Origin of the sequence: Uruburuella suis (assembly GCF_004341385.1) — a bacterium.
Lineage (GTDB): Bacteria > Pseudomonadota > Gammaproteobacteria > Burkholderiales > Neisseriaceae > Neisseria > Neisseria suis.
Window position 1 is genome coordinate 126,104 of record NZ_SLXE01000001.1, and the last position, 26,046, is coordinate 152,149.

Here is a 26,046-nt window from a genome sequence, read left to right on the forward strand (position 1 = left end):
GCAATAGTCCGTTCAGCTTAGCGCGGGCTTTTCAAACACAGCGGCGAAAAAGCCGTCGGTGTGGTGTTCGGCCACATTCATTTTCAGGCAGCGGCCGGTGTCGAGGTTGATTTTGGCGGCGGCCAGCAATTGGGCGCAATCGAGCTGCACCCAGCCGGGATGGTTTGCTAAAAAGCGCGCCACTTGCTGCTCGTTTTCCTGCGGCAGCACGCTGCAGGTGGCATGCACCAGGCGGCCGCCGTCTTTCACGAGCTTGGCCGCTTCGGCCAAAATGCTCGCCTGCTGCTGTTGCAGCTTGGCCAGGGTTTCGGGCGATTGGCGGTATTTCAAATCGGGGTTGCGGCGCAAAGTGCCGAGTCCGGAGCAGGGCGCATCCACCAGCACGCGGTCGGCTTTGCCGGCCAGGCGCGCGATGCGGGCATCGTGTTCATTGTCGATACGCTGCGGGTGGATGGTGGTTACGCCGGCGCGGGTCATGCGCGGTTTGAGGTTGGCGAGGCGTTTTTCGGCGATATCGAAAGCATAAATGCGGCCTTTGTTGGCCATCATGGCGGCGATGGCCAGCGTTTTGCCGCCGGCGCCGGCGCAGAAATCCACCACGATTTCGCCGCGCTTGGCGCCCACCAGTAAGGCCAAAAGCTGGCTGCCTTCATCTTGCACTTCAAGCGTGCCGTCGAGAAACAGCGGGTGTTTGTTGAGTGCGATTTTTTCCTGAAAGCGGATGCCCCAAGGCGAATAAGGCGTGGCGGCAGCGGCGAGCCCTTCGGTTTCGAGCGCCGCCAGCACTTTATCGCGCCGGCCTTTGAGCGTGTTCACCCGCACATCGAGCGGCGCGCTTTGGTTGACGCTGCGGCCGAAAGCGAGAATATCGGTTTCGCCCAGATGCTCGGCGAGCGTGTCGATCAGCCATTGCGGCAGCTCGGCGGCGGTGTTGGGCTGGCTGGCAAATTCGGCTTTGCGCGCTTTGAGCTTGCTTAGAAATTCGGTGCGTTCTTCATCCAGCAAAGGTTCGATTTGGCTCAGGTTGATGCTGCGCCCAAGCACCAGCGCGGCCAGCGCGGCTTTTTCAGGTTGCGCGTGCGGGCGGCGCAGGGCGGCGCTGATTTTTTGATAATGGCGCAAGGCGGCGAATGCGGTTTCGGCGATTTCATGGCGGTCGCCGCGGCCAAGCTTGCTGTGGGCGCGGAAATAGGCCGAGAGCACGGCATCGGCAGGCTGCTTGAAAGTGAGCATGTCGGCCAATACGGCGGCGGTGTGGCTGAGTTGATTGGGGGTCATGGTGGATCTTGATAAAGGTGGATGGGCGATTATACGCGATATCGACCATAAAAAGTTTCAGACGGCCTCCACAGGCCGTCTGAAACTTTTATGGTTGGATTTAAGGCTTCACGGTTTGGCCGTTGATTTTGACGCTGGTGAGCTTTAAATCATAAGTTTTGCCGTCGTCGCTGTAGCTGATTTGGGCGGGAATATTGTTAAAGGCCGGGGCAAAGGCGTAATTCACGGTGCTGTCGCCGCGCTGCACGCGGTATTTGTTTACCGTGGTGCGGCCGCCGGCAATGCTGAACTGGCTGCTGCCTGCCGGGCTCAAGCCGCCTACGTTATAAAGCTTTTTGCCGTTGGTGATTTTCAGGCCGGCGGGAAGCTTGGCATCGTTGGCGGCCAATTGCCAGGCAAGCGTGAATAAATCCATGGTGGGGCCGGCCACCGATTCGGTTTTTTGTTCGCCGGCTTTTCCATAGGTGACTTTGCCGCCGCTGAAACGGGCTTCGGCATAGGTTTTGCCGCTGCGGACGTCTTTATAATAAGTGGGGCGCAAGGTGTTGCCTGAAATGGTGCCGCCCGATTCGAAGCGGATGCTGTAAAGCGGCACTTTGATGTTGGACACGATTTTATAATTGTTGCCGTTGCGGGTGAAGGTCATCACGGCGGGAATGCCGTAGCTGCCCGAATAGCGCAATTCGGCCGATTGCGGCAGCTCGGCGGCAAAAGCGGGCGCGGCCAAGGCGGCTGCGGCGGCGAAAGCGGCGGTGTGTAAAATGGTTTTGTTCATATTTTCCTCTCTATGCTTGTTACTGGCTTTTAGGCCAAAAGCGCATCGGCGCTTGCCTGATGGTGGATGTTGCGCACGCGGTTGCCGTCGATTTTTAAGCGGCCTGCCACAAAATCGGCCACCGCGCGGGGAAACAATTGATGCTCCACGGCCAACACGCGCGCGGCGATGTTGTCGGCGCTGTCGTTGTCGTGCACCGGCACCACGCCTTGGGCGATAATCGGGCCGCAATCGAGCTCGGGGGTAACGAAATGGATGGTGCAGCCGGCAATGCGGCAGCCCGCTTCCAGCGCACGCTCGTGGGTGTGCAAACCGGTGAAAGCGGGCAGCAGCGAAGGGTGGATATTGATCAGGCGGCCGGAATAATGCGTGCAGAATTCAGGCGTGAGAATGCGCATAAAGCCGGCCAGCACCACCAAGTCGGGCTGATAAGCATCGATTTTCTGCATCATGGCCTGATCGAATTCGAGGCGGCTGCCGAATGCTTTGTGCTCGAGGCTGTCGGTGGCGATGCCGCGTTCGGCCGCCCAAGCCAGCCCGGCGGCATCGGCGCGGTTGCTCAGCACCGCCGCAATGCGGGCATTGGGAATAGCGGCTTCTACAATGGCCTGCATATTGCTGCCGCGGCCGGAAATCAGGATAACGATGTTTTTCATAGTGGGCTGTATTGTGCAGATAAGGGCAAGATAAGCATATATTTTGCGGAAAACAAGGCATTTAGCCGGATTTAACCGAAAGTGTGCCAAGTTTTCAGACGGCCTTGATGTTTAAAATCAGGCCGTCTGAAAAGATAACGGATATTGTAATCCCGAAACACACCTTATACCAACAATACTTGCTGAGCCTGCCTGAGCAAGCCTGCGGCCAGATAAAGCATCATCAGCGCAATGCCACCATCGAGCAGCTGCCACACCCGCTCGCGCCGAAACAGCGGCAGCAGCAGGCGCGTGCCGAAGCCGATCAGGGCAAACCACAGCGCCGAGGCGAGCACCGCGCCGGCGGTGAACCACATTTTCTGCGGCACCGGCAAGCTTGCCGCGCTGCCGCCGATCAGCATCACCGCATCCACATACACATGCGGGTTGAGCAGCGTGAGCGCCAGCGTGATGCCGATGGCTTTGAGCGTGCCCATGCCCGCTTCGTTGCCGCCGGCCGCCTGCATTTGGCCGCCGCCTTTCCAAGCGCGCCTGGCGCTTAAGGCGGCATAGGCCAGCAGAAAAAGGCCGCCGGCCAGCGAGAGCAGCGCCGCGGCCACGGGGCGGCCGGAGAGCAGGGCGCCGATGCCGAACACGCCGGCAGAAATCAGCAACACATCGCACAGCCAGCAAGTGAGCACAATGGCGGTGATGTTGTGTTTAATCAGGCCTTGTTTCAGCACAAAAGCATTTTGTGCGCCGATGGCAACAATCAGGCCGGCGGTGATCATTAATCCGGAGAAAAAAGCAGTCATGGCAATATCGCAAAAAAATGAAGAGATGCGCCATTATCGGCAGCGCAGCAGCGCCTTGCCAGCAAGTTAAATATTTTTCAGACGGCCTGAAAAACACTTCATCAATCTGTTATCACTTTTTGAGGCCGTCTGAAAGCGCAGATGGCAGCGATAGGCATTAACGTTTACAATCGACGCAGTAAACAATCAAGGGAAACCTTTATGCAATGGGACGGCAAACAAATGGCGGCGCTGGCCGCCGCTGCCGACAGCGGCAGCTTCGAGCAGGCCGCGGCGCAATTGCGCATCACGCCATCGGCTGTGTCGCAGCGCATTCGCGCGCTGGAAGAGGCCGCCGGCGCGCTTTTGCTCAGCCGCTCGCGCCCCTGCCGCCCGACCGAGCACGGCCGGCGGCTGTTGCGTTATTGGCGCCAGGTGATGAGTTTGCAGCAAGAGCTGGATAATGAGCTGCAACAGCAATCTTCGCAGCTGGCGCTGGCGGCCAATCACGATTCGCTCGACACCTGGCTGCTGCCGCTCTTGGCAGAAGCGGCGGCCGAGGAGCAATTGCTGCTCGATATCCAGACGGAAGATCAGGAGCACACCCGCGCGCTGATGGCCGAAGGGCGCGTGATGGCGGCGGTGAGCAGCGAGGCGGTGCCGATACACGGCTGCGAAGCTTACCCGCTGGGCAGCCTGCGCTACCGCCTAATGGCCGCGCCCGCTTTTGCCGAGCGCTATTTTTCAGACGGCCTCAGCCCGGCCGCCTTGCGGCGCGCGCCTTTATTGGTGTTTAACCGCAAAGACAATCTTCAGGCCGATTTTTTGCGCACGCATTTGCAGGCCGATGCGGCGATGTGCCCCACGCACTATATTCCTTCTTCTTATGCGTTTTTTCAGGCAGTGTGCTTGGGGTTGGGCTACGGCATGTTGTTTGACCAGCAGCTGCAAAGTGTGCAGCCGCAAGGGCGGCATCTGCGCGATTTGTGCCCCGGGAAGCATATCGATGTGCCGCTTTTCTGGCATTGCTGGCAGGTGCAGCCGCCCAAATGGCAGCGTTTGCGGCAGCGAGTGCAGCAGGCGGCGAAGCTGCATTTGGCTGTGGATTAGGGTCTGCCCGCCTTTTATTGTATGGCTATATTTTGGCGGAAGCATAAAAAGGCCGTCTGAAATTTTCTTTCAGACGGCCTTTTTGTTTTTATTTACAGGTTGATAGTTGGTGCGGTTTGCCGGCGTTATACCAATCCAAAAAAATAACCTAACTTCGTTGTCTCGCCTTGCCGTACTATCTGTACTGTCGCAGGCTTCCGCCTTGTTAGCTTACTTTTTTGAATTGGTATTATTTCTGTTTGGGGCGAAATGCTTGGCAAACGGCTTCATCGGTTTCGATAAATGCGCCGCCGATTAAGTCGATGCAATACGGAATGGCACTGAAAAGGCCGTGCACCTGGATATTGCCCGCTGCATCGCGCACGCCGCCGAGGGTTTCGGCGATGGCTTTGGGGCGGCCGGGCAGGTTTACAATCAAACAGCGGCCGCGTATGCCGGCGGTTTGGCGCGATAAAATGGCGGTGGGCACATAATAAAGGCTGATTTGGCGCATTTGCTCGCCAAAGCCCGGCATTTCTTTATCGATTACTGCCAGCGTGGCTTCGGGGGTGATGTCGCGCAGGGCGGGGCCGGTGCCGCCGGTGGTAAACACCGCATCGCAGCCTTCGTCATCGGCCATGCGGCGCAAGACGGCTTCGATTTCGGCCTGCTCATCGGGAATCAGCGCTTCCACAAAGCGGATGGGGTTTTTCACCGTGCTGCCGAGCCAGTTTTTCAATGCCGGTATGCCCTCATCGGCATACACGCCGCTGCTGGCTCTGTCGCTGGTGGCAATCAGGCCGAAGGTGATGGTTTGCATAGATTTATCCTTTCAGACGGCCTATAAATCCACCAGCAAACGGCGGATGGTTTCGATGGCCTGATGGGTTTGGCGGCTGCGGAAATCGGGCGAATTATCGGCCTGGCCGTTGACGCCGGCAATGCCGATCACGCCGCACAAATGGGCATAAGGCAGGCCCACTTCGCGCGCGAGCACGGCTTCGGGCATGCCGGTCATGCCGATTACGTCAACACCGTCGCGACGGTATTTTTTCAATTCGGCCAAGGTGGGCAGGCGCGGGCCCTGAATGCAGCCATACACACCCCGGCTCACCACGGCGGTGCCTTGTTGCTCGGCGTGTTGCAGAATATTGAGGCGCAATTCGTGATCATAAGGGTGGGTGAAATCGATGTGCACCACTTCTTGCGAGCGGCCTTCAAAAAAGGTGCAGGCGCGGCCGGAGGTGTAGTCGATGATGTTGTCGGGCACAATCAGCGAGCCGGGCTCGTGCGCTTCGTTGAGGCCGGCCACCGTGGCCACGGAAATAATGTGGTCTGCTTTGGCCGAATGCAGCGCCCAAATATTGGCGCGGTAATTGATTTCATGCGGTGAGAGCGTGTGGTTGAGGCCGTGGCGGGCGATAAACATGATTTCATGGCTGCCCAGTTTGCCCATCATCAACGGGCTGCTCGGCAGGCCGTAGGGCGTGCGCACGATGCGGCGGTGGGTAATGTTCATTTCGGGCAGGCGGGTGAGGCCGCTGCCGCCGATAATCGCTATCATGGGCGCTGCTTTCGTGAGGAAGGAGAGAGAAGCATTGTAAAGGATTCGACTGCTGCTGGGTAGGCAGTTCGGATAGGGCGAAATAAAGGCCGTCTGAAATATTTTTCAGACGGCCTTTGTGCAAATTGTTTACTTCATATCATTTATTTGATGTGCGGCGCGATGATTTGCAGCATTTGTGCCAACACTTTCGGGTTGGCCGCCACCACATCGCCGCTTTCCAGCCAGCTCTCGTTGCCCTGCATATCGGTAACGATGCCGCCGGCTTCCTGCACAATCAGTGCACCGGCGGCGATGTCCCACGGCTTGAGGTTGAATTCGAAAAAGCCATCGAGGCGGCCGCAGGCCAGGGCGCACAAATCAAGCGCGGCTGCGCCTTCGCGGCGGCCGCCGGCGGTTTTGGCGAGGAAGTCTTTCAAAATGGCCAGATAAGTGTCCATCATGCTTTGGTCAACCACGGGAAAGCCGGTGCCGATCAGGCAGCGGTTGAGCTCGATGCGATTGGATACGCGGATGCGGCGGTCGTTGCGCAGCGCGCCTTGGCCGCGCGACGCCATATAGCAATCGTTGCGCTCGGGCGCGTAAACCAGCGCTTCCTGCAACTTGCCTTTGTGCAGCAAAGCCATTGAAATGGCATATTGAGGGTGGCCGTGCAGGTAATTGGTGGTGCCGTCGAGTGGATCGATAATCCATTCGTATTCAGGCACGGCCGGCACATCGGCGGCATCCACCTGCTCGATGGTCACACCTTCGCGGGTTTTGCTGGCGCGAAAATAGCCGCCTTCTTCGCTGCGCACGAGATGGGTGGGATAGCTGTAAAAGAGGGTGTCGAGCAGAATCGATTCGGATTGGCGGTCGATATCGGAAACAAAATCGTTAAACGCTTTGCTGTCTACTTTAACGGCATCGAGATTGGCCGAAGCGCGAATCATCATATCGCCGGCTTTGCGCGCGGCTTTGAATGCGGTGTTTAAAATCGGGTTCATGGTGCTCTTTCTATCGGGTACAATGCGCCAAACCGCCGAAAAGCGGTGCAGCAAAACGTGAAACAGGCAGAAACCGCAAGCCCTCGGGGGCGGCTTCCAATGTTAAAGATCAGGTTTCAGACGGCCTGCACCTGCACCTGCATCAGCGAAGCAGGCCGTCTGAATATTTTTCGCGCATTATACGCGCTTTCCGTCAATCTTTCCGAAAATAAATCAAGCATGACAAACCCAAAAACCGGCATCCCCGCTTATTTGAACCATATCCGCATCGTGCTCTCGCGCACCAGCCATCCGGCCAATATCGGCGCCGCCGCGCGCGCCATGAAAACCATGGGCTTGAGCCGGCTCACCTTGGTGGCGCCGCAATTAATCGCCACCCCGATGACGCCCGAACCGCCGCTTTTCGATGCCGCCTGCCCGCAGGCATTCAAGCTGCCGCAAGAGAGCTTTGTGCTGGCTTCGGGTGCGGCCGATGTGTTGGAAAACGCGCAAATCGCCGCCACGCTGGCAGAAGCGCTGGCCGACACCACCTTGAGCTGCGCACTCACCAGCCGCAGGCGCGAGCTCACCTCGCCGCTGCAAACGCCGCGCGAATTGGTGCCCGAATTATTGCAGGCAGCGCAAGCCGGGCAGCAAGTGGCTTTGGTGTTTGGCAATGAAACCTTCGGCCTCAATATCGAAGAAGTGCAAAGCTGCAACCGGCTGATGACCATCAACGGCAACCCCGATTATTTTTCGCTGAACCTCTCGCAAGCAGTGCAGGTGGTGTGCTATGAATTGTTCAGCCAAGTGGGCGCGCCGATGACGCACCTCGAGCGGGAAACCAACCCCGCCACCCAAGCGCAAATCGCCGGCATGGTGGCGCATTTGGAAAGCGTGATGAACGATGTCGGTTTCTTCAACCGCCGCAACAGCGAGCGCCTGATGCGGCGCATGCAAAACCTGTTTGCCCGCGCCAACACCGAAACCGAAGACATCGATATCTTGCGCGGCTTCCTCAACACAGTAAAACGCAATCTGAAATAGGCCGTCTGAAATGAATTATGCCCTCGATGCGCTGTGGTGGCGCCTGACCGACCCCAATGTGCGCGACCTAGCCGCCATCCTCACCGCGCCGCCTTTGTGGCACAGCGGCTGCGAATTGCCGCTGCGCGAATTGCTGGGTGAAACAGGCTTTCGCTATTTATTGGCGCTCGACAGCCAACCCGCGCCTTTGCAGCAGCATCTGGCCGCAGAAGCGCCGTTTGCCCACCGCTTGGGCTTTTATGCCGAAAGCCTGCTGGCATTTTGGCTGCAACACGCGCCGCATGCGCAATTGTTTGCGCGCAACCTGCCGGTGAAAAACGAACAAAACGGCCAAACACTCGGCGCGTTGGATTTCGTTTGCGCGCTAAACGGCAAAATCTACCATCTCGAATTAACCTGCAAATATTACGGCGCAACCAGCGGCAGGCCGTCTGAAATGGCCGGCCTCAATCCGCACGACCGCTTGATTGATAAAGCCGGCAAACTCACGCAACAGCTGGCGTGGAGCCGCCATGCGGCAGGCGTAGCCGCTTTGCAGCAGGCCGGCATTGCCGCCGATAAAATGCATGCAGCCTCATTGGTGCGCGGCATTGGCTTTTCCGCTGCCGGCCAAGCCGCTTCGATTGCACCTTTGAATGCTTGCGGCTGGCACGGCCTATATATCGGCGATTGGGCACAATATCCGCATTCAGACGGCCTGCAAACACGCTGTTATCTGCTGCCGCCGATGCACATCTTGTCGCCCGCCCGCGTGCCGCCAGCGTATGCCGAAGAAATCGGCGCATTGGCGCAAATCCACTTCGGGCAAGTGGCTTTGCTGCAAAAGCGCCCCGACGGCTATTGGCATGAAACCGCACGCCTGATGAAGGCCATCGGCTCTGAGGCCGTCTGAAACCATGCAGAAATATATTTTATTTTCACATTGTGATACACTTGCAATTTACTTTTAAAGCCCCAATTATCGGGGCTGCAAACAACCAAAGCAGGCAAAACGCCTGCTTGCATTGATTAACACCAACAGAATTAAGGGCTTATAATGAGCGTAACCGTAGAAACTTTAGAAAACCTCGAGCGCAAAGTTGTTTTGTCTTTGCCGTGGAGCGAGATTAACGCCGAAACCGACAAACGTTTGCAGCAAACCCAACGCCGCGTGAAAATCGACGGCTTCCGCCCGGGCAAAGCGCCGATGAAAATGGTGGAATCCATGTATGGCGCCGGTGTGCAAAACGATGTGATGAACGAGCGGGCTCAAAAAGCATTCTACGATATTGCCGTGAGCGAAGATTTGCGCGTGGCCGGCATGCCCCGTTTTGAAGGTGTGGACGAGCAAGACGACAAAGAAGCCTTTAAAGTGGCTGCCATTTTCGAAGTGTTTCCCGAAGTGACCGTGGGCGACTTGAGCGCACAAGAAGTGGAAAAAGTTACCGCCGAAGTGGGCGATGCCGAAATCGACAAAACCATCGAAATCCTGCGTCAACAACGCACCCGCTTCAACCACGTTGAGCGCGAAGCCCAAAACGGCGACCGTGTGATTATCGATTTCGAAGGCAAAATCGACGGCACCCCGTTTGAGGGCGGCGCTTCGCAAAATTACCCGTTTGTGCTGGGCAACGGCCAAATGCTGCCCGAATTCGAAGCCGGCGTATTGGGCTTGAAAGCAGGCGAAAGCAAAGATGTGGAAGTGAATTTCCCTGAAGATTATCACGGCAAAGATGTGGCCGGCAAAACCGCCGTGTTCACCATCACCTTGAGCAATGTTTCCGAAGCCGCGCTGCCGGAAGTGGATGAGCAATTTGCCAAAGCCTTGGGCATTGCCGATGGCGATGTGGCCAAAATGCGCGAAGAAGTAAAGAAAAACGTGTCGCGCGAAGTTGCGCGCCGCACTGCAGAGCAAACCAAAGAAGCGGCAATGGAAGCCCTGCTCAAAGCCACTGAAATCCAGCTGCCCAAATCCTTGGTGGCCGAAGAAGCCGCCCGCCTGGCTGCCGAAATGAAGCAAAATTTCGTTAACCAAGGCATGGCCGATGCTGCCAACTTGGATCTGCCAGCCGATATATTTAACGAGCAAGCCGAACGCCGCGTGGCATTGGGCTTGATTTTGGCCAAGCTCGTAGAAGAAAACAAACTCGAGCCCACCGAAGAGCAAATCAAAGGTGTGGTGAGCGAATTTGCCGACAGCTATGAAGATCCGCAAGAAGTAATCGATTGGTATTTCGCCGACCAACAGCGTCTGCAAGGCCCGACTTCTCTGGCTATTGAAGCCAATGTGGTGGATTTTGTGTTGGGCAAGGCCAAAGTAAACGAAAAAGCTTTGTCATTTGATGAAGTGATGGGCGCACAAGCCTGATGATGGCAAAGGCCGTCTGAACGCACAAAAGCACTCAGGCTGCGCTTGGGTGCTTTTTTAGCACCACAAGCAAAGCCTGAGCCGGAAAACGCAATCTTGCTGTTTGATGGATTGCCGTGCCGGTTGTTTGACTTTGTTGTATGGTTTCATTGTATTTTTGATTATTTATTTCATTATTGCCGGACAGGAGCGCATATGATTCCCGAAATCGAAAACAGCTATTTGGTGCCGACCGTTATCGAGCAAAGCGGCCGCGGCGAGCGCGCATTTGATATTTATTCGCGCCTGCTTAAAGAGCGCATCATCTTTATGGTGGGGCCGGTAAACGACCAAACCGCCAATCTGGTGGTGGCGCAATTATTGTTTTTGGAAAGCGAAAACCCCGATAAAGATATTTTCCTGTATATCAACTCGCCCGGCGGCTCGGTAACCGCAGGCATGTCGATTTACGACACCATGAATTTTATCAAGCCCGATGTGTCGACATTGTGCCTCGGCCAAGCCGCCAGCATGGGCGCGTTTTTGCTCTCGGCCGGCGCCAAAGGCAAGCGCTTTGCGCTGCCCAATAGCCGTGTGATGATTCACCAGCCCTTGATTAGCGGCGGTTTGGGCGGCCAGGCTTCCGACATCGAAATCCATGCTCGGGAGCTGCTGAAATTGAAAGACAAGCTCAACCGCCTGCTGGCCCAGCATTGCGGCCGCGATTTGGCCGATTTGGAGCGCGACACCGACCGCGACAATTATATGTCGGCTGAAGAAGCACGCGTTTACGGCTTGATCGACCAAGTGCTGGAAACCCGCGATAGCATCAAGGCAGATTAAACCTGCTTGCATTTCATCACGGCAGTGTCTTTTATGTATAAAGTGCGCCTGCCGTGTTGAACATAAAACAGGCCGTCTGAAAGTTTTTCAGACGGCCTGTTTATTTTATCGGCAACAACAACTTATACCAAACCTAAAAAATAAGATAACAAGGCGGCGAGCCGCAGACAGTACAACTATCGTGAAATGCTTAAAAAAGTGCCACAACGGGTAGGTTGGGTTGCAAACCCAACAAAACCTGCAAACCGCAAGAAACGTTGGGTTTGCAACCCAACCTACACCGCTGTGACTTGCTAGGTTGTATAAGTTTTTCATTCATTCCACTATAGTACGGCAAGGCGAGACAACGAAGTTAGGTTATTTTTTTGGATTGGTATTACTTAATGATGATGGCCGTGTTCGCCGTGGGCATGGCCGTGGGCGATTTCTTCAGCGCTGGCTTCGCGCACGCCATCCACCGTGGCTTTAAAGCGGATTTTCATGCCTGCCAGCGGGTGGTTGCCGTCCACCACGGCTTTGCCGTCGGCCACGTCGGTTACGCGGTAAACCAGCACATCGCCGGTTTCGGGGTCGTCGGCTTCAAACATCATGCCGGCTTCCACTTCTACTGGAAACACGCCCACATCTTCGATGCGCACCAATTCCGGATCTTGCTCGCCGAAGGCATCATCGGGAGAGAGCACCACATCCACGGTGTCGCCCACCTCTTTGCCGTGCAGCGCTTCTTCCACCAGCGGGAAGATGCCGTCGTAGCCGCCGTGCAGATAAGCAATCGGCTGCTCGGTTTTGTCGATCAGCTGGTCGTTGGCATCAAACATTTCGTAATTCAAGGTGACAACAGAGTTTTTTGCAATACCCATTTTGGGAGTCCTTTTGCTGTAGGTTGGGTTGGTGACGGGCTATTGTAGCACAGAGCGTCTGCCGCCACAGCGATTCTTGGGTGTAGGAAAATGCATTGTGTTTTCCGTCTGCCGAATGAAATTGTAGTATTTTTGCAACTTTTTCAAAAAAGCAAAACGCACCGCAAAGCTGCTTGCAATAAATGTTTTTGTTGTTGCTTTGTTTCTTAAATTTTTGAAATATATAGATAAATGCCAATCTATCTGCAAAATATGAAATAAATCATCTTTTTGAGGTGAACTTCTTACCGCTTTTGTCATACTAACGGATACATTCTTACTGAATCGTATGTTTTGTTTCGTTGCGTTAGCATAAGGCGTGGGGCATAATTGCTAAAAATTCAGTAATGAATTTGCAATAAGGCTGTGCCATAATGGTCGGCTATTTTAGTTTTCTTGAAATTGATCAAATATAAAGAAGGTATTGAAATGAAAAAATCACTGTTTGCTGCTGCTTTGATGTCTTTGTTCCTGGCTGCTTGCGGCCAAGCTGAAAAAACTACCGAAGCTGCTGCTTCTGCAGCCTCTGCTGCCTCTGAAGCTGTTACCGAAGCCGCTTCTGCTGCTTCTGAAGCTGCAACCACTGCTACTGAAGCCGCTGCTTCTGCTACTGAAGCTGCCGCTTCTGCTACTGAAGCCGCTGCCTCTGCTGTTGAAGCTGCCGCTTCTGAAGCTGCTTCAGCTGCAAAATAATTATATTCTTTCGAATATAGTGCAAAAGCAGGATACTTAAATGTATCCTGCTTTTGTTTTGTTGTGCAGCGTTCAGACGGCCTATTGCAAACAGGCCGTCTGAGCGCTATTGTGCGATAAGCAAATGGCTTTGATACATCATTTCAAAATGTCAGATTGAAACAGGGACACATTTATGCAGGCGCAGGAAATCAAACGGCAATTGCAGGCTTTTTTATCGGGTGCAGAAATTATTGAGGCGGACGATGCTTTTTTGCTGGATCAGCGCCGCCGTTATCGCGGCCGTGCGGATTGGGTGGTGCAGCCGGCCAGCGTAGAAAATGTGCAGCATGTGATGCGGTTTTGCTTTGAACACGGCATTGCGGTTACACCGCAGGGCGGTAACACCGGCCTGTGCGGCGCTGCGGTGCCGGATGGCGGCTTGCTGCTCAGCTTGAGCCGGCTCAACCGCATCCGCAGCATCAGCTTGGCCGACAATGCCATCACGGTGGATGCCGGTGCGGTGCTGCAAAATGTGCAGCAGGCGGCGGCCGAAGCAGGGCGCTTGTTTCCCTTGAGCTTGGCCAGTGAAGGTTCGTGCCAAATCGGCGGCAATATCGCCTGCAATGCCGGCGGCCTGAATGTGTTGCGCTATGGCACCATGCGTGATTTGGTGTTGGGGCTGGAAGTGGTATTGCCCAATGGCGAGTTGATTTCGCATTTGCCGCCCTTGCATAAAAACACCACCGGCTATGATTTGCGCCATTTGTTTATCGGCAGCGAAGGCACGCTGGGCATCATCACCGGTGCGTCATTAAAGCTGTTTGCGCAGCCGCAAACCACAGAAACCGCGTGGGTGGGCGTGGCGACAATCAGCCAGGCCGTGGCATTGCTCACGCTGATGCAGGCCGAGTTTGCCGAGCGTTTGTGCAGCTTTGAGCTGGTGAGCCGTTTTGCGCTGGATTTGTCGGCCGATTTCAGCAAAATCGCCGGCCCGGTGGATGCGCCGTGGCATGTGTTGCTAGAGCTCACCGATTCGGTGGCGCGTGATGATTTGGGTGATTTGCTGGCCGAATTTTTGGTGGCACACGGTTTTGACAATGCGGTGTTGGCACAATCGGAATCGGAGCGGCAGAATTTATGGACCTTGCGTGAAAATATCTCTGCCTCGCAACGCAATCTGGGCGCCAGCATCAAACATGATATTGCCGTGCCGATCGAGCGGGTGGCCGAGTTTGTTGAACGTTGCGCGCCGGCTTTGCAGACGGCGTTTGCCGGCATTCAGATTGTGGTGTTCGGCCATTTGGGTGACGGCAGCCTGCATTACAACACTTTTCTACCTGGTGTGTTGGGCAACGAGGTGTATCAATATGAAGATGCGGTGAACACGATTGTGTATGAAAACGTGCTGGCTTGTGCGGGCACGATTGCTGCCGAGCACGGCATCGGCCAAGTGAAAAACCAATGGTTGCCGCGGGTGCGCAGCGAGGTGGAAATCGCCTTAATGCGGGCCATTAAAGCAGAGCTGGATCCGGGCAATCTCTTGAATGCAAATAAATTATTGCCCTAGGGCCTGTTCACAATTCATCTCGTGGCAATCTTTTGGCTCAAAAACGCGCCTGCCGCGTTGAAAATGCTCGCAAGGTGTCCAACCTTGCTGCGCTTTTCGCCTTGCAAGCGCGCTTTTGCGCTCAAAATCTTACGCACGGATGAAATGTGAACAGACCCTAGAAAAAAGCAGGGCATAAAATAAGGCCGTCTGAAAAATATTTCAGACGGCCTTATTTTTGAGGCACATACTTATATCTATTTTACTCCGTTGGGCTGAATTTTCCAGCGTATTTTCAGACTACATTTTGTTTCATGACTTAAGTCAAATTAGTAATTTTATTTCTTGTAAACGCCTACAGGGCAGTCGCAATTAGTGCTATCCTATTCGTATAAATTTTCTCGTATATTTGTTTTAAGCTAACCAAAACAGGAGTTTATCATGGCAACCACCGCACAAGAGCGCCCCGCAGCATGGGCAGGCTTCCAATCAGGCGATTGGGAGAACAATATCAATGTTCGTGATTTCATCCAAAAAAACTACACGCCTTATGAAGGCGCTGCCGACTTTTTGGCACCGGCCACTGAAGCCACCGTTAAATTGTGGGACGATGTGATGGAAGGCATCAAAGTGGAAAACCGCACCCACGCGCCCTACAAAATCGACTCGCAAATCGTGGCCGGCATCAACACCCACGCCGCCGGCTATATCGATAAAGATTTGGAAACCATCGTCGGCCTGCAAACCGATGAGCCGCTCAAACGCGCCATTATGCCTTACGGCGGCCTGAAAATGGTGATGGATTCCTGCAAAATCTACGAAAGCCCGCTGAATCCCGAAGTGCAAAAAGCCTTCACCGAATACCGCAAAACCCATAACCAAGGCGTGTTTGACGTTTACACCCCCGATATCCGCCGCTGTCGCAAGTCCGGCGTGCTCACCGGCCTGCCCGATGCTTATGGCCGCGGCCGCATCATCGGCGACTACCGCCGCGTAGCACTTTACGGTATTGATGCGTTGATGGCCGACAAAGTGGCGCAATTCAATTCATTGCAAGCTGATTTGGAAAACGGCAAAGATTTGGAAGAAACCATCCGCCGCCGCGAAGAAATCAACGACCAACACAAAGCGCTGGGTCAAATGAAAGAAATGGCTGCCCGCTATGGTTTTGACATTTCCCGCCCGGCCACCAATGCCCGCGAAGCGGTGCAATGGACTTATTTCGCTTATTTGGCAGCGGTGAAATCGCAAAACGGTGCCGCCATGTCGTTTGGCCGTGTGGCGACTTTCCTCGATATTTTCATCGAGCGCGACCTCAAAGCCGGCCTGATTACCGAGAGCGAAGCGCAAGAGCTGATCGACCATTTGGTGATGAAACTGCGCATGGTGCGCTTCCTGCGCACACCGGAATATGATGAACTCTTTTCCGGCGACCCGATTTGGGCCACCGAATCTATCGGCGGCATGGGCTTGGACGGCCGCACGCTGGTAACTAAAAACAGCTTCCGCTTCCTGCACACGCTTTACAACATGGGTCCGTCTCCCGAGCCGAACATCACTGTGTTGTGGTCTGAGCAACTGCCGGAAGGTTTCAAACACTTCTGCGCCAAAGTATCCATCGACACTTCATCTATCCAGTATGAAAACGACGATTTGATGCGCCCGGATTTCAACAGCGATGATTATGCCATTGCCTGCTGCGTGAGCCCGATGGTGGTTGGCAAACAAATGCAGTTTTTCGGCGCCCGCGCCAACTTGGCCAAAACCATGCTCTACGCCATCAACGGCGGTATTGATGAAAAAACCAAAGAGCAGGTAGGCCCGAAAACCGAGAAAATTCTGGACGAAGTGCTCGATTACGACACCGTGTTGGATCGCATGGATAACTTCATGGATTGGCTGGCCACCCAATATGTGACCGCGCTTAATGTGATTCATTACATGCACGATAAATATTCATACGAAGCCGCGCTGATGGCCTTGCACGACCGCGACATCAAACGCACCATGGCTTGCGGTATTGCCGGCTTGTCGGTGGCTGCCGACTCACTGTCCGCCATCAAATACGCCAAAGTGCGCCCGGTGCGCGATGAAAACAACATTGCCGTAGATTTCGAAATCGAAGGCGACTACCCGCAATTCGGCAACAACGATGACCGTGTAGACAGCATTGCCTGCGATTTGGTAGAGCGCTTTATGAAAAAAGTGGCTTCGCACAAAATGTATCGTGATGCCATCCCGACACAATCGGTACTCACCATCACCTCTAACGTGGTTTACGGCAAAAAAACCGGCAACACGCCCGACGGCCGCCGCGCAGGCGCACCATTCGGCCCGGGTGCCAACCCGATGCACGGCCGCGATGTAAACGGTGCTGTAGCCTCTTTGAGCTCTGTGGCCAAACTGCCGTTTGAGTTTGCCAAAGACGGCATCTCCTACACCTTCTCCATCGTGCCGGGCGCTTTGGGCAAAGATGAAGGCTCACGCGAGAAAAACCTCGCCGGCTTGATGGATGGTTATTTCCACCACGAAAGCGGCGTGGAAGGCGGCCAACATCTGAACGTAAACGTGCTCAACCGCGAAATGCTGATTGAAGCGATGAACGATCCCGAGCTTTACCCGCAGCTGACCATCCGCGTGTCCGGCTATGCAGTGCGCTTTAACTCGCTCACCAAAGAGCAGCAGCAAGACGTGATTACCCGCACCTTCACTGCCAGCATGTAATCCGGCAGCCAAAGCGGCACAAGCCAACGCGCCGGAAGCGATTCCGGCGCGTTTTAGCGTTTGGCAAAAAGCATCCGATTAACTTTTTCAGACGGCATATACCAAGATACATCAGGTGTATAATAAAGGCCGTCTGAACACCATTATCCAAGTTGCGCACACCATGCAAACACACACCATACATCCGGCCGCTTCTTCAGACGGCCACCGTCATTACCACGGCAAAGGCATTGTGCACTCCATCGAGAGCTGCGGCACGGTCGACGGCCCCGGCCTGCGCTTTGTGCTGTTTATGCAAGGCTGCCTGATGCGCTGCCTTTATTGCCATAACCGCGACACTTGGGACATGCGCACCGACAAAGCGCAAGAATTGAGTGTTGACGAAGTGATGAAGCAGGTGATTTCCTACCGCCATTATCTGCGCGCCACCGGCGGCGGCGTAACCGCTACCGGCGGCGAGCCTTTGCTGCAATACGAATTTATCCGCGATTGGTTTACAGCCTGCAAAGCCAACGATATCCACACCTGCCTCGACACCAACGGCTATGCGCTGCACTATGATCACATTCTCGATGATTTGCTCGATCACACCGATTTGGTGATGCTTGATTTGAAGCAGGTTGATCCCGAAATCCACAAAGCGCTGGTGGGCATCCCCAACACCAAAACCCTCAAATTCGCCCGCTATCTGGCCGAGCGCAATCAGGCCGCGCGCGTGCGCTATGTGATTGTGCCGGGCTACACCGATGACGATCGCTCCGCCCATTTGCTCGGCGAATTCATCGGCGATATGGAAAACATCGACACGGTCGAGCTTTTGCCGTATCACGAATTAGGCGCACACAAATGGGAATTGTGCGGCGATGCATACAAGCTCACCGGCGTGCGCCCGCCGCCGAAAGAAACCGTGTTGCACATCAAAGAAATTTTGGAAGGCTACGGCAAAAACATCATTTATTGATATCGGTAGCGCCATCAATAAAAAGGCCGTCTGAAACTTGCTTTCAGACGGCCTGAAATCTTTGCAAAACCGAATATCTGTCGCATCTGCGATGGCAGGTGCCCAGTGCAAAGCAACGCTTTGCCTGCCTCGCATATTTCTGAAAATAATCCATTCTCCATATAATATTTAATACAATCAAATATTTACTTATTCAAGATCTGGTGATGATTGCCTATCCCGCAACTGAGGCTGTGCTTCAGACTAGGCTCCTGCCTGCGCAGGAGCGACAGAACGGGCGTTTTGCAAATAGCTCAAGCCCGCCGATATGGTGCTTTCGCGCGGCCGTTTTCACAAGCCCAAGGCATCGGCATGAAACTCAATATGGCTGTCGATAAAGCTGGCGATAAAATAATAGCTGTGGTCGTAGCCCGGGCGCATATTGAATTGAACATTCAAACCGTGTTGCTTGGCGGCGGCCACAAATTTTTCGGGTTGTAATTGCGCGGGGTAAAAAGTGTCTGCATCGCCTTGGTCTATTAAAATCGGCAAGGCCGGCTGCTTTGCGGCATTGGCGAGCAGGGCGGTGCTGTCGTAGGGCAGCCAGGCCTGTTTGTCGCTGCCCAAATAAGCAGCAAAAGCTTGCTGCCCCCAAGGTGTGTCGGCCGGGTTGACGATGGGTGCAAACGCCGACACCGCCGCATAACGGCCCGGGTTTTTCAGCGCAATCTGCAAAGCGCCGTGGCCGCCCATGCTGTGGCCGAAAATGCTGCGGCGCTCATCCACCGGAAAATGCGCCTCAATCAAGGCCGGCAATTCGTGCACAATATAGTCATACATCTGATAATGTGCCGCCCACGGCGCTTGCGTGGCATTCACATAAAAGCCCGCACCCCGGCCTAAATCGTATTGCGGCGCATCGGCCACATCATCGCCGCGCGGAGAAGTGTCGGGCATGATCAACGCCACACCCCATTGCGCCGCAAAACGCTGCGCACCGGCTTTGGTGGTGAAATTTTCATCGGTGCAGGTTAGGCCCGAGAGCCAATAAAGCGCCGGCACGCGATAGCCTTGCAGCGCCTGCGGCGGCAAATACACGGCAAACGTCATTTCGCAGGCACAGCTTTCCGAGTGGTGGGTGTAGCGTTCTTGATGGCCGTTAAACATTTTATGGCGGCTGATAAGCGTGGGGGCGGGCATGATGTTCTCCAGATCGGTTGAGCGCTCCAATATAACCGAAAAGCCGCTGAAAATAAAACCGGTGCAGAAAACGGGCGGCAAGTGGCGGATAATGGCCGCTTGATCAGCAAGCGCAGCTGCGATTGGCTTTGTTAAAACGAAGCATCATCTTACGCATGACACACAGATGCCGTCTGAAACCCTGAAACCTCTTTTTCAGACGGCATACAGACGGCATTGCCTAGGGTCTGTTCACCATTCATCTCGTGACAAGATTTTGAGCCAAAAGATTGCCACGAGATGAATGATGAACAGCCTCTTGCAAGCTTATTTTTTTGAATGGACATAAAGCGTATAATCAAGCTTTTGCCCACAGGCCGTCTGAAACCCATGCCTAAAAAAACCGATGCGTTTACCCGCCTGATCAATGCTTTGAAAGTGCTGCCCAATGTCGGCCCCAAATCGGCGCAGCGCATGGCTTATCAATTGCTGCAACACAACCGCGAGGGCGCGGCCGAGCTCGTGGCCGCGCTGCAACAAGCCTTGAGCCAGGTGCATCATTGCAGCCGCTGCAACACTTTTTGCGAAAACAGCCTGTGTGAAATTTGTGCCGATGCCGATCGCGACGGCAGCCGGCTGATGATTGTGCATATGCCCGCCGATGTGGCCGGTATAGAAGCGGCGCATTGCCACGACGGCCTTTATTTTGTGCTGATGGGGCAGGTGAGCCCGGCGCAAGGCATGGATTTGAGCCACATTGCGCTCGAGCAATTGGTGGCGCGCCTGCAAGGCAGCGAGGTAGAAGAAATCATTATCGCCACCAATTTCACCGCCGAGGGCGATGCCACTGCTTATGTGTTGTCGGAATTATTGAAAAATCTGCCGTATAAAATCAGCCGCTTGGCGCGCGGCATGCCTTTGGGCGGTGAGCTGGAATATGTGGATGCGGGCACACTGGCGCAAGCCGTGCATGAGCGCCGTTTGCTGAAAGAATAATCAATCAACCCAAATAAACCCAAATAAACCCAAATAAACCCAAATAAACCCAAATAAACCAACAGGCCGTCTGAAAACTTTCAGACGGCCTGTTTGAGATTATATCAACCGCTTATTTCTTTTCAAAACGCGCTTTGATATCGTTTTTCAGATTGGTGACCTTATCGCCCACTTCTTCTTTCCAATTGTCGAACTTATCTTTCCATTCGGCTTTTTGTTTTTCACGCAATACTTTGCGGGCTTCTTTGGCGGCGGCTTCTTGCGCTTCTTCCGCAGCAGCGATTTCAACCAGCAACGCCTCAACCGGGCGGCGCAGCAGCAGGCCGTTGCCCAAGCCTTGCACAATAGCATCCACGGCAGCGTTATCGCTTTCTTCCACTTCGGCCAACACAGCAACCGCGCCTAGCGGAATGGCGTGCGACATTTGCTCCAGCAGGCTGGTGCGGGTTTCTACGGTGTCGATCGACAGAGCGAGCCCAAAAAGCCGCCGGTAGCGCCCAGCATCAGCACACCCAAGGGGCCGCCCAACACGCCCACCAATGCGCCGATGGCGGTGCCGGCCAGTGCCGCATCGCCGGCCGCGCCATCGCTGGCACCGTCGCCGAATTTCAGTGAGCCATCAAGATTGCGCTCTACCACAGCGGCGGTGTTGAGGCCGATTTTGCCTTGCACGGCAGCTTGTTTCAGTTCGCTCAAGGCTTGATAGGCTTTGCTGCTTTCTTCAAAAGACAATAAAACAACGTTGGTTTGCATGATGACTCCTTCATTAAGGTCAAGGCTGAGAAAATTGTGCCGGCAAGCAGGCCTGCCTACACAGGAAAACGCCGATTTGTGTGTTCGGTTGATTTATTGTTGTAAGAATATGATATTCGCTAGCCGATTTAAGTCAAATATTTAACCTGATTTAAATAAAACCGCCATCTCGGCAGGCCGTCTGAATGCGTTTCAGACGGCCTGCCGATATTGGCGTATAATTACGGCCGGTAAAACATACGGAAAACACAATGCCCGCCACCGCTTACACACAGCAACTTATTGAAAAAAAGCAATATATTAAAACTTTATTTGCCGGCCTTGCCACGCCCGAATGGGCGCTTTTCGAATCGCCCGAGCAACACTACCGCATGCGGGCTGAATTTCGCGTGTGGCACGAGGGCGAGGAAATGTTTTACGCTATGTTTACACGCGGGCAAAAAGCCGGCGGCGGCTCGCTAATCCGCTGCGATCAGTTTGCCCCGGCTTGCGCGGCCATCAATGATTTGATGCCGCGCATGCTGGCTGCGGCCGATAAAGCGCCGGTGCTGAAAACCCGCTGGTATGCGGTGGAATTTCTGGCCACTTTAAGCGGCGAGATGTTGGTGACGATGATTTACCACAAAAAGTTGGATGACGAATGGCGCGCCGCCGCCGAAGCATTGCAGGCGCAATTGGGCGTGTGGATTATCGGGCGCAGCCGCGGCCAGAAAGTGGTGTTGGCGCAAGATTTCGTTACCGAAAAGCTCAATGTGGGCGGCGAAACTTTTTGCTACCGCCAAATCGAGGGCAGCTTCACCCAGCCCAATGCCGAAGTGTGCGAAAAAATGCTGGCCTGGGCCTGCGCCTGCGCCGAAGGTTTGGGCGGCGACATGCTCGAGCTTTATTGCGGCAACGGCAATTTCACCTTGCCGCTGGCGCGCAAATTCCGGCGCGTGTTGGCCACGGAAGTGTCGAAAACTTCCGTGAACGCGGCTTTGTGGAATATTGAAGCCAATCAAAGCCATAATGTGCAAATCGCGCGTTTGTCTGCCGAAGAATTCACCGAAGCTTATCTGGGCGGGCGCGAATTCCGTCGCTTGCAGGAGCAGGGCATTGCGCTGGCGGATTATGATTTTTCCACCATTTTTGTCGACCCGCCGCGCGCCGGCATTGATGAGGCAACTTTAAAATTGGTGGCGCAGTTTGAGCATGTGATCTATATTTCGTGCAACCCCGAAACCTTGCGCGCCAATCTGGATATCTTGGTGCAAAGCCACGACATCGTGCGCACGGCTTTGTTTGACCAATTTCCGTTTACCCACCATATCGAAAGCGGCGTGTTGCTGAAAAAGCGCCGATAAACAAACAGATAAATCAAACAGGCCGTCTGAAACAATATGTTTTCAGACGGCCTGTTTGATTTCGATATCACACTTCTTCATTCAATATTTTATTGGGCGCTTCTTTGGGCAGCACCATATTGAGCACAATCGCCAAAATCGCGCACAAGCCCACGCCGGCAAAGCTCATGCTGCCGAATTTGATTACCATGCCGCCCACGCCGGTGGTGAGCACGGCGCTCACAATCACCAGGTTTTTCGGCTGCATCAAATCCACTTTGGCATCAATCACGGTTTTCAAGCCCAGCGAAGCGATGGTGCCGAAAAGCAGAATCATCACGCCGCCCATCACCGGCAGCGGAATCGAAGCCAAAAAAGCATTGAATTTGCCGAAAAAAGCCATGCAAATCGCGAAAACGGCCGCCCATGTCATGATTTTCGGGTTGCTGTTTTTGGTCAGCATCACTGCGCCGGTCACTTCGCCGTAAGTGGTTACGGGCGGGCCGCCGATGAGGCCGGCCACGCACACGCCGATGCCGTCGCCGGCGAGCGTTTTATCGAGCCCAGGGTCTTTGGCATAATCTTTGCCGGTCACCTTGCCGATGGCCATCACGCCGCCGATGTGCTCGATGGCCGGCGCAATCGCCACCGGCAGCATAAAGAGCGCCGCATGCCAGTTGACTTGCGGGATTTCAAAATGCGGCACCGCAAACCACGGCGCATTCAGAATCGGCGTGATGTCGACCAAGCCCATAAACAAAGCCGCCGTGTAGCCCGCCGCCACGCCGATTAAAATCGGTACCAGCCGCATCATCTTGCTGCCAAACACCGCCACCATCACGGTAACGATAAAAGTAAAGCCCGAAAGCAGCAGCGCCTGGCTATAGTCCACCACTTGCACGCCGCCGGCCTGGCCCATGGCCATCTGGCTGGCCACCATCGCCACCGACAAGCCGATCACCATAATCACGGGGCCTATCACCACCGGCGGCAGCAGCCGGTTTACCGCCGCCAGCCCGCGCCATTTGATCAGCAGCGCAAACACAAAATACATAAAACCGGCCGCAAAAAGGCCGAACATGGTCGAGGGCAGCCCCCATTCGGCAATCGAATAAATAATCGGTGCGATAAAGGCAAACGAAGAGCCCAAAAAAATCGGCACTTTGCGCTTGGTTACCAATTGGAAAAGCAAAGTGCCGATGCCCGCGCCCAAAAGCGCCATGGCCGGATTCAGGCCGGTGAGCAGCGGCACCAGCACCATCGCGCCAAAGGCGACAAACAGAATTTGTGCGCCGGAAATGGCTAATTTGAGTTGTTGCATGTGAATAACCGTTAAGAAATTTTAATAAACGGTGCGGATTATAACGCTCCAAGCCAAGTTTGTGTGAAATGCTTGAGCGCATGCTTCAGACGGCCTGCTTAACTCACTTGCCGCTCGACACGAAGTAATACAAAGGCATGGTAAAGGCGCTTAATATTGAATTAAAAACATGAATCAAAGGCCGTCTGAACGTTTTCAGACGGCCTCTCGTATATTGGTCACTCAATGGCCCGCGCAACCCATTCAAGCGCGCAAGTCGGCAAACACGTCAAAATAAGTGGGGAAGGTTTTGTGTGTGCATTTGGGGTCGTTGATGATCACCGGCACACCCAAGAGTGAAACCAGCGAGAAACACATGGCCATGCGGTGGTCGTCGTAAGTGTCGATTACCGCATCGGGCGTGAGCACGGCAGGTGGTGTGATGTGGATGGCTTCCGGCGCTTCCACCACCGTAGCGCCCACTTTGCGCAATTCTGCCGCCATCGCGGCAATGCGGTCGGTTTCTTTCACGCGCCAAGAGCCGATATTGCGCAAAGAGCAGGGCGCGCCTGTGGCCAGCGCCACCACCGCCAGCGTCATTGCCGCATCGGGAATGTGGTTGGCGTCTAGGTCAAACGGGCGCACCGCTTGCCCCGCCTCACGCGACACTTCGATAAAATCATCGCCCCACATCACGTTCGCGCCGATTTTTTCCAATTCGTGTGCAAAGGCCACATCACCCTGAATACTGTGGCGGCCGATGCCGGTTACGCGGATGGGCGCACCCGAGAGCAGGCCGGCGGCAAGAAAATAAGAGGCGCTCGAAGCATCGCCTTCCACATGCAGCACTTCGGGGGCATGGTAGTGCGCACCGGCCGGCAGCCTGAATATTTGATAATTTTCGTTTTCCACCTGCACACCGAATTGCGCCATCAATTTCAAAGTGATGTCGATATAAGGCTTGGAAATCAATTCACCCACCATGCGGATTTCAAAAGCTTCACCAGTGAGCGGCAAGGCCATCAGCAAAGCGGTGAGAAACTGGCTCGACACATTGCCTTTAATCGGAATCACGCGCGCACCCTTATCGCTGCGCCCGTTGATTTGCAGCGGCGGATAGCCTTCTTTGCCCAAATATTGCACATCGGCGCCTGCAATGTGCAGCGCATCCACCAAGTCGCCAATCGGGCGCTCGTGCATGCGCGGCACGCCGTGCAGCCGGTAATCGCCGCCGAGCACCGCCAGCGCTGCTGTGAGCGGGCGGAAAGCGGTGCCGGCGTTGCCGAGAAATAAATCGGCGCGGCGCTCGGGAAAACGGCCGCCACAGCCATGCACTTTAATGCGGCCGGGCGCTAAGGGCTCCAGCTTCACGCCCAGCGAAGTAAGCGCTTCGAGCATGCGCGCGGTGTCGTCAGATGAAAGCAGCGAGCGAATTTCGCACGCATTGTCAGATAAAGCCGCCAGCAAAAGCGTGCGGTTGCTGATGCTTTTCGAGCCGGGCAGGGCAACAACAGAAGGTTTGAGGGCAGCGGCGCTCAGGCGGATAGATTCAGTCATGTCGGCAGGTTTCGTTGAATGGGAGAAGTGGAGAAAACAGCTCAGGTTTGTTATTATAGATAAATTGTTTACAAACCGCCATCACGAGAAAAACCGGGCGCTCACCCACGGATAAAGAAAATATGGAATCCAAGCAAACACAAAAAGTTATCGCCATCGACGGCCCCAGTGCATCCGGCAAAGGCACCATTGCCTCACGCGTGGCCGCCGCATTGGGCTTTGATTATCTCGATTCGGGCGCACTCTACCGGCTCACGGCGCTTTATGCGGAAAAGCAGGGCGTGGAATGGGACGATGAAGCCGGCGTGGCCGCGCTGGCGCAAGCCTTGCCTGCGGTTTTCGAGAGCGGAAAAACTTTTTTGGCCGGCGAAGATGTCAGCGAGGCCATCCGCACCGAAGCCATCGGCATGGGCGCATCAACCGTGGCGCAATTGCCGGCCGTGCGCGCGGCTTTGCTGCAACGCCAACGCGATTTCCTCACCGAAAAAGGCTTGGTGGGCGACGGGCGCGATATGGGCTCGGTGATTTTTCCGAATGCGCTGCTGAAAATCTTTCTCACCGCCAGCGCGCAAGTGCGTGCCGAGCGGCGTGCAAAACAATTGGGCTTGCCTTGCGAAGGCGTGGCCTTTGAGCGCATTCTTGCCGATATCGAAGCGCGCGATGAGGTTGACAGCCGCCGCGCCGTTGCGCCGCTGGTGCAGCTGCCCGATGCCGAGCTGTTGGACACATCAGCCATGGGCATTGAAGAAACCGTAAAAAAAGTGCTTGATTGGTATCGCAAAAAATAAAATCTGCTGTATAATCCACGTTTAAGCTTTCAGACGGCCTTGTTAACCTAA

Annotated in this window: 25 protein-coding genes; 12 read left to right on the plus strand and 13 right to left on the minus strand. The window is 54.8% G+C overall.

The window, feature by feature from the left end; all coding sequences use genetic code 11:
• Positions 1-12: 12 nt before the first annotated feature.
• The 4 genes from EV680_RS00500 to EV680_RS00515 form a co-directional block, all read right to left on the minus strand.
• A complete protein-coding gene (locus tag EV680_RS00500; RefSeq protein WP_132952086.1) occupies positions 13-1,278 on the minus strand; it encodes an RsmB/NOP family class I SAM-dependent RNA methyltransferase in 1,266 nt (421 codons plus the stop codon).
• A 100-nt stretch (positions 1,279-1,378) separates the two neighbouring features.
• Positions 1,379-2,053, minus strand: coding sequence for a DUF3108 domain-containing protein (locus EV680_RS00505; RefSeq protein WP_132952088.1), 675 nt, complete (start codon positions 2,051-2,053; stop codon positions 1,379-1,381).
• Positions 2,054-2,082: 29 nt separating this feature from the next.
• Positions 2,083-2,709 (minus strand): phosphoribosylglycinamide formyltransferase, encoded by a 627-nt coding sequence (gene purN / locus EV680_RS00510; protein ID WP_132952090.1) that lies wholly within the window; start codon positions 2,707-2,709, stop codon positions 2,083-2,085.
• A 164-nt stretch (positions 2,710-2,873) separates the two neighbouring features.
• Positions 2,874-3,503 carry a LysE/ArgO family amino acid transporter gene (locus EV680_RS00515; protein ID WP_132952092.1) on the minus strand — a complete coding sequence of 210 codons (630 nt, stop codon included), beginning with the start codon at positions 3,501-3,503 and terminating at the stop codon, positions 2,874-2,876.
• A 201-nt stretch (positions 3,504-3,704) separates the two neighbouring features.
• Here EV680_RS00515 and EV680_RS00520 point away from each other — a divergent pair, with 201 nt between their 5' ends.
• Positions 3,705-4,592, plus strand: a complete 888-nt coding sequence (locus EV680_RS00520) for an ArgP/LysG family DNA-binding transcriptional regulator (protein WP_165870880.1) — start codon at positions 3,705-3,707, stop codon at positions 4,590-4,592.
• A 229-nt stretch (positions 4,593-4,821) separates the two neighbouring features.
• Here EV680_RS00520 and mog read toward each other — a convergent pair whose 3' ends face one another.
• The 3 genes from mog to EV680_RS00535 form a co-directional block, all read right to left on the minus strand.
• The gene (gene mog / locus EV680_RS00525) at positions 4,822-5,391 is read right to left on the minus strand and encodes a molybdopterin adenylyltransferase (RefSeq protein WP_132952096.1); all 570 of its coding nucleotides are present in this window, start codon (positions 5,389-5,391) and stop codon (positions 4,822-4,824) included.
• 21 nt (positions 5,392-5,412) lie between these two features.
• Complete coding sequence (locus EV680_RS00530; RefSeq protein ID WP_132952098.1) at positions 5,413-6,135, minus strand: S-methyl-5'-thioinosine phosphorylase; 723 nt, start codon at positions 6,133-6,135, stop codon at positions 5,413-5,415.
• Positions 6,136-6,278: 143 nt separating this feature from the next.
• A complete protein-coding gene (locus EV680_RS00535; protein WP_132952100.1) occupies positions 6,279-7,121 on the minus strand; it encodes an inositol monophosphatase family protein in 843 nt (280 codons plus the stop codon).
• Positions 7,122-7,340: 219 nt separating this feature from the next.
• Between EV680_RS00535 and EV680_RS00540 the strand changes: the two genes are divergently transcribed.
• The 4 genes from EV680_RS00540 (at position 7,341) to clpP (ending at position 11,316) form a co-directional block, all read left to right on the plus strand.
• Positions 7,341-8,147: an RNA methyltransferase gene (locus EV680_RS00540; RefSeq protein WP_132952247.1), complete on the plus strand. Its 807-nt coding sequence runs from the start codon at positions 7,341-7,343 to the stop codon at positions 8,145-8,147.
• 10 nt (positions 8,148-8,157) lie between these two features.
• Positions 8,158-9,039, plus strand: coding sequence for a DUF1853 family protein (locus tag EV680_RS00545; RefSeq protein ID WP_132952102.1), 882 nt, complete (start codon positions 8,158-8,160; stop codon positions 9,037-9,039).
• A 144-nt stretch (positions 9,040-9,183) separates the two neighbouring features.
• Positions 9,184-10,494 (plus strand): trigger factor, encoded by a 1,311-nt coding sequence (gene tig / locus EV680_RS00550; protein ID WP_165870881.1) that lies wholly within the window; start codon positions 9,184-9,186, stop codon positions 10,492-10,494.
• A 195-nt stretch (positions 10,495-10,689) separates the two neighbouring features.
• Entirely contained in the window at positions 10,690-11,316 is a 627-nt protein-coding gene (gene clpP / locus EV680_RS00555; protein WP_132952106.1) for an ATP-dependent Clp endopeptidase proteolytic subunit ClpP, read from the plus strand.
• A 380-nt stretch (positions 11,317-11,696) separates the two neighbouring features.
• Here the strand turns inward: clpP and EV680_RS00560 are convergent, their stop codons facing one another.
• Positions 11,697-12,176, minus strand: coding sequence for an FKBP-type peptidyl-prolyl cis-trans isomerase (locus tag EV680_RS00560; RefSeq protein ID WP_132952108.1), 480 nt, complete (start codon positions 12,174-12,176; stop codon positions 11,697-11,699).
• A 468-nt stretch (positions 12,177-12,644) separates the two neighbouring features.
• Here EV680_RS00560 and EV680_RS00570 point away from each other — a divergent pair, with 468 nt between their 5' ends.
• The 4 genes from EV680_RS00570 to pflA all read left to right on the plus strand — a co-directional run bounded on the left by EV680_RS00570 (position 12,645) and on the right by pflA (position 18,121).
• Complete coding sequence (locus EV680_RS00570) at positions 12,645-12,908, plus strand: hypothetical protein (protein WP_132952249.1); 264 nt, start codon at positions 12,645-12,647, stop codon at positions 12,906-12,908.
• 175 nt (positions 12,909-13,083) lie between these two features.
• Entirely contained in the window at positions 13,084-14,457 is a 1,374-nt protein-coding gene (locus tag EV680_RS00575; RefSeq protein ID WP_132952113.1) for an FAD-binding oxidoreductase, read from the plus strand.
• Positions 14,458-14,877: 420 nt separating this feature from the next.
• Positions 14,878-17,160 carry a formate C-acetyltransferase gene (gene pflB, locus EV680_RS00580; RefSeq protein WP_132952115.1) on the plus strand — a complete coding sequence of 761 codons (2,283 nt, stop codon included), beginning with the start codon at positions 14,878-14,880 and terminating at the stop codon, positions 17,158-17,160.
• 163 nt (positions 17,161-17,323) lie between these two features.
• On the plus strand, positions 17,324-18,121 hold the full coding sequence (pflA, locus tag EV680_RS00585; RefSeq protein WP_132952251.1) for a pyruvate formate lyase 1-activating protein: 798 nt from the start codon (positions 17,324-17,326) through the stop codon (positions 18,119-18,121).
• A gap of 330 nt (positions 18,122-18,451) precedes the next feature.
• Here the strand turns inward: pflA and fghA are convergent, their stop codons facing one another.
• Positions 18,452-19,300 (minus strand): S-formylglutathione hydrolase, encoded by an 849-nt coding sequence (fghA, locus tag EV680_RS00590; protein ID WP_132952117.1) that lies wholly within the window; start codon positions 19,298-19,300, stop codon positions 18,452-18,454.
• Positions 19,301-19,669: 369 nt separating this feature from the next.
• Between fghA and recR the strand changes: the two genes are divergently transcribed.
• Entirely contained in the window at positions 19,670-20,275 is a 606-nt protein-coding gene (recR, locus tag EV680_RS00595; RefSeq protein WP_132952119.1) for a recombination mediator RecR, read from the plus strand.
• Between the two features lie 112 nt (positions 20,276-20,387).
• On the opposite strand, the gene EV680_RS00600 is transcribed toward recR, so the two are convergent.
• Together EV680_RS00600 and EV680_RS00605 are read right to left on the minus strand one after the other, a co-directional pair.
• Positions 20,388-20,699: a hypothetical protein gene (locus tag EV680_RS00600; protein ID WP_132952121.1), complete on the minus strand. Its 312-nt coding sequence runs from the start codon at positions 20,697-20,699 to the stop codon at positions 20,388-20,390.
• A gap of 26 nt (positions 20,700-20,725) precedes the next feature.
• Positions 20,726-21,028: a hypothetical protein gene (locus EV680_RS00605; protein WP_132952123.1), complete on the minus strand. Its 303-nt coding sequence runs from the start codon at positions 21,026-21,028 to the stop codon at positions 20,726-20,728.
• A 251-nt stretch (positions 21,029-21,279) separates the two neighbouring features.
• Here EV680_RS00605 and trmA point away from each other — a divergent pair, with 251 nt between their 5' ends.
• Entirely contained in the window at positions 21,280-22,371 is a 1,092-nt protein-coding gene (gene trmA, locus EV680_RS00610) for a tRNA (uridine(54)-C5)-methyltransferase TrmA (protein WP_132952125.1), read from the plus strand.
• 67 nt (positions 22,372-22,438) lie between these two features.
• Here the strand turns inward: trmA and EV680_RS00615 are convergent, their stop codons facing one another.
• Complete coding sequence (locus EV680_RS00615) at positions 22,439-23,671, minus strand: uracil-xanthine permease family protein (RefSeq protein ID WP_132952127.1); 1,233 nt, start codon at positions 23,669-23,671, stop codon at positions 22,439-22,441.
• A 243-nt stretch (positions 23,672-23,914) separates the two neighbouring features.
• Positions 23,915-25,207 (minus strand): 3-phosphoshikimate 1-carboxyvinyltransferase, encoded by a 1,293-nt coding sequence (gene aroA, locus EV680_RS00620; protein WP_132952129.1) that lies wholly within the window; start codon positions 25,205-25,207, stop codon positions 23,915-23,917.
• 122 nt (positions 25,208-25,329) lie between these two features.
• On the opposite strand from aroA, the gene cmk reads away from it, so the two are divergent.
• A complete protein-coding gene (gene cmk / locus EV680_RS00625) occupies positions 25,330-25,995 on the plus strand; it encodes a (d)CMP kinase (protein WP_132952131.1) in 666 nt (221 codons plus the stop codon).
• Positions 25,996-26,046 lie beyond the last annotated feature (51 nt).

Bases quoted from the DNA above. Each gene is read 5' to 3' on its own strand.
- EV680_RS00540 (WP_132952247.1), top strand. From the start codon at position 7,341: ATGACAAACCCAAAAACCGGCATCCCCGCTTATTTGAACCATATCCGC.
- EV680_RS00560 (WP_132952108.1), bottom strand. From the start codon at position 12,176: ATGGGTATTGCAAAAAACTCTGTTGTCACCTTGAATTACGAAATGTTT.
- tig (WP_165870881.1), top strand. From the start codon at position 9,184: ATGAGCGTAACCGTAGAAACTTTAGAAAACCTCGAGCGCAAAGTTGTT.
- EV680_RS00530 (WP_132952098.1), bottom strand. From the start codon at position 6,135: ATGATAGCGATTATCGGCGGCAGCGGCCTCACCCGCCTGCCCGAAATG.
- aroA (WP_132952129.1), bottom strand. From the start codon at position 25,207: ATGACTGAATCTATCCGCCTGAGCGCCGCTGCCCTCAAACCTTCTGTT.
- EV680_RS00535 (WP_132952100.1), bottom strand. From the start codon at position 7,121: ATGAACCCGATTTTAAACACCGCATTCAAAGCCGCGCGCAAAGCCGGC.
- recR (WP_132952119.1), top strand. From the start codon at position 19,670: ATGCCTAAAAAAACCGATGCGTTTACCCGCCTGATCAATGCTTTGAAA.
- EV680_RS00605 (WP_132952123.1), bottom strand. From the start codon at position 21,028: ATGCAAACCAACGTTGTTTTATTGTCTTTTGAAGAAAGCAGCAAAGCC.
- clpP (WP_132952106.1), top strand. From the start codon at position 10,690: ATGATTCCCGAAATCGAAAACAGCTATTTGGTGCCGACCGTTATCGAG.
- EV680_RS00520 (WP_165870880.1), top strand. From the start codon at position 3,705: ATGCAATGGGACGGCAAACAAATGGCGGCGCTGGCCGCCGCTGCCGAC.
- mog (WP_132952096.1), bottom strand. From the start codon at position 5,391: ATGCAAACCATCACCTTCGGCCTGATTGCCACCAGCGACAGAGCCAGC.
- EV680_RS00615 (WP_132952127.1), bottom strand. From the start codon at position 23,671: ATGCAACAACTCAAATTAGCCATTTCCGGCGCACAAATTCTGTTTGTC.
- purN (WP_132952090.1), bottom strand. From the start codon at position 2,709: ATGAAAAACATCGTTATCCTGATTTCCGGCCGCGGCAGCAATATGCAG.
- fghA (WP_132952117.1), bottom strand. From the start codon at position 19,300: ATGCCCGCCCCCACGCTTATCAGCCGCCATAAAATGTTTAACGGCCAT.
- trmA (WP_132952125.1), top strand. From the start codon at position 21,280: ATGCCCGCCACCGCTTACACACAGCAACTTATTGAAAAAAAGCAATAT.
- EV680_RS00545 (WP_132952102.1), top strand. From the start codon at position 8,158: ATGAATTATGCCCTCGATGCGCTGTGGTGGCGCCTGACCGACCCCAAT.
- pflA (WP_132952251.1), top strand. From the start codon at position 17,324: ATGCAAACACACACCATACATCCGGCCGCTTCTTCAGACGGCCACCGT.
- EV680_RS00600 (WP_132952121.1), bottom strand. From the start codon at position 20,699: ATGTCGCACGCCATTCCGCTAGGCGCGGTTGCTGTGTTGGCCGAAGTG.
- EV680_RS00515 (WP_132952092.1), bottom strand. From the start codon at position 3,503: ATGACTGCTTTTTTCTCCGGATTAATGATCACCGCCGGCCTGATTGTT.
- EV680_RS00570 (WP_132952249.1), top strand. From the start codon at position 12,645: ATGAAAAAATCACTGTTTGCTGCTGCTTTGATGTCTTTGTTCCTGGCT.
- EV680_RS00500 (WP_132952086.1), bottom strand. From the start codon at position 1,278: ATGACCCCCAATCAACTCAGCCACACCGCCGCCGTATTGGCCGACATG.
- EV680_RS00575 (WP_132952113.1), top strand. From the start codon at position 13,084: ATGCAGGCGCAGGAAATCAAACGGCAATTGCAGGCTTTTTTATCGGGT.
- cmk (WP_132952131.1), top strand. From the start codon at position 25,330: ATGGAATCCAAGCAAACACAAAAAGTTATCGCCATCGACGGCCCCAGT.
- pflB (WP_132952115.1), top strand. From the start codon at position 14,878: ATGGCAACCACCGCACAAGAGCGCCCCGCAGCATGGGCAGGCTTCCAA.
- EV680_RS00505 (WP_132952088.1), bottom strand. From the start codon at position 2,053: ATGAACAAAACCATTTTACACACCGCCGCTTTCGCCGCCGCAGCCGCC.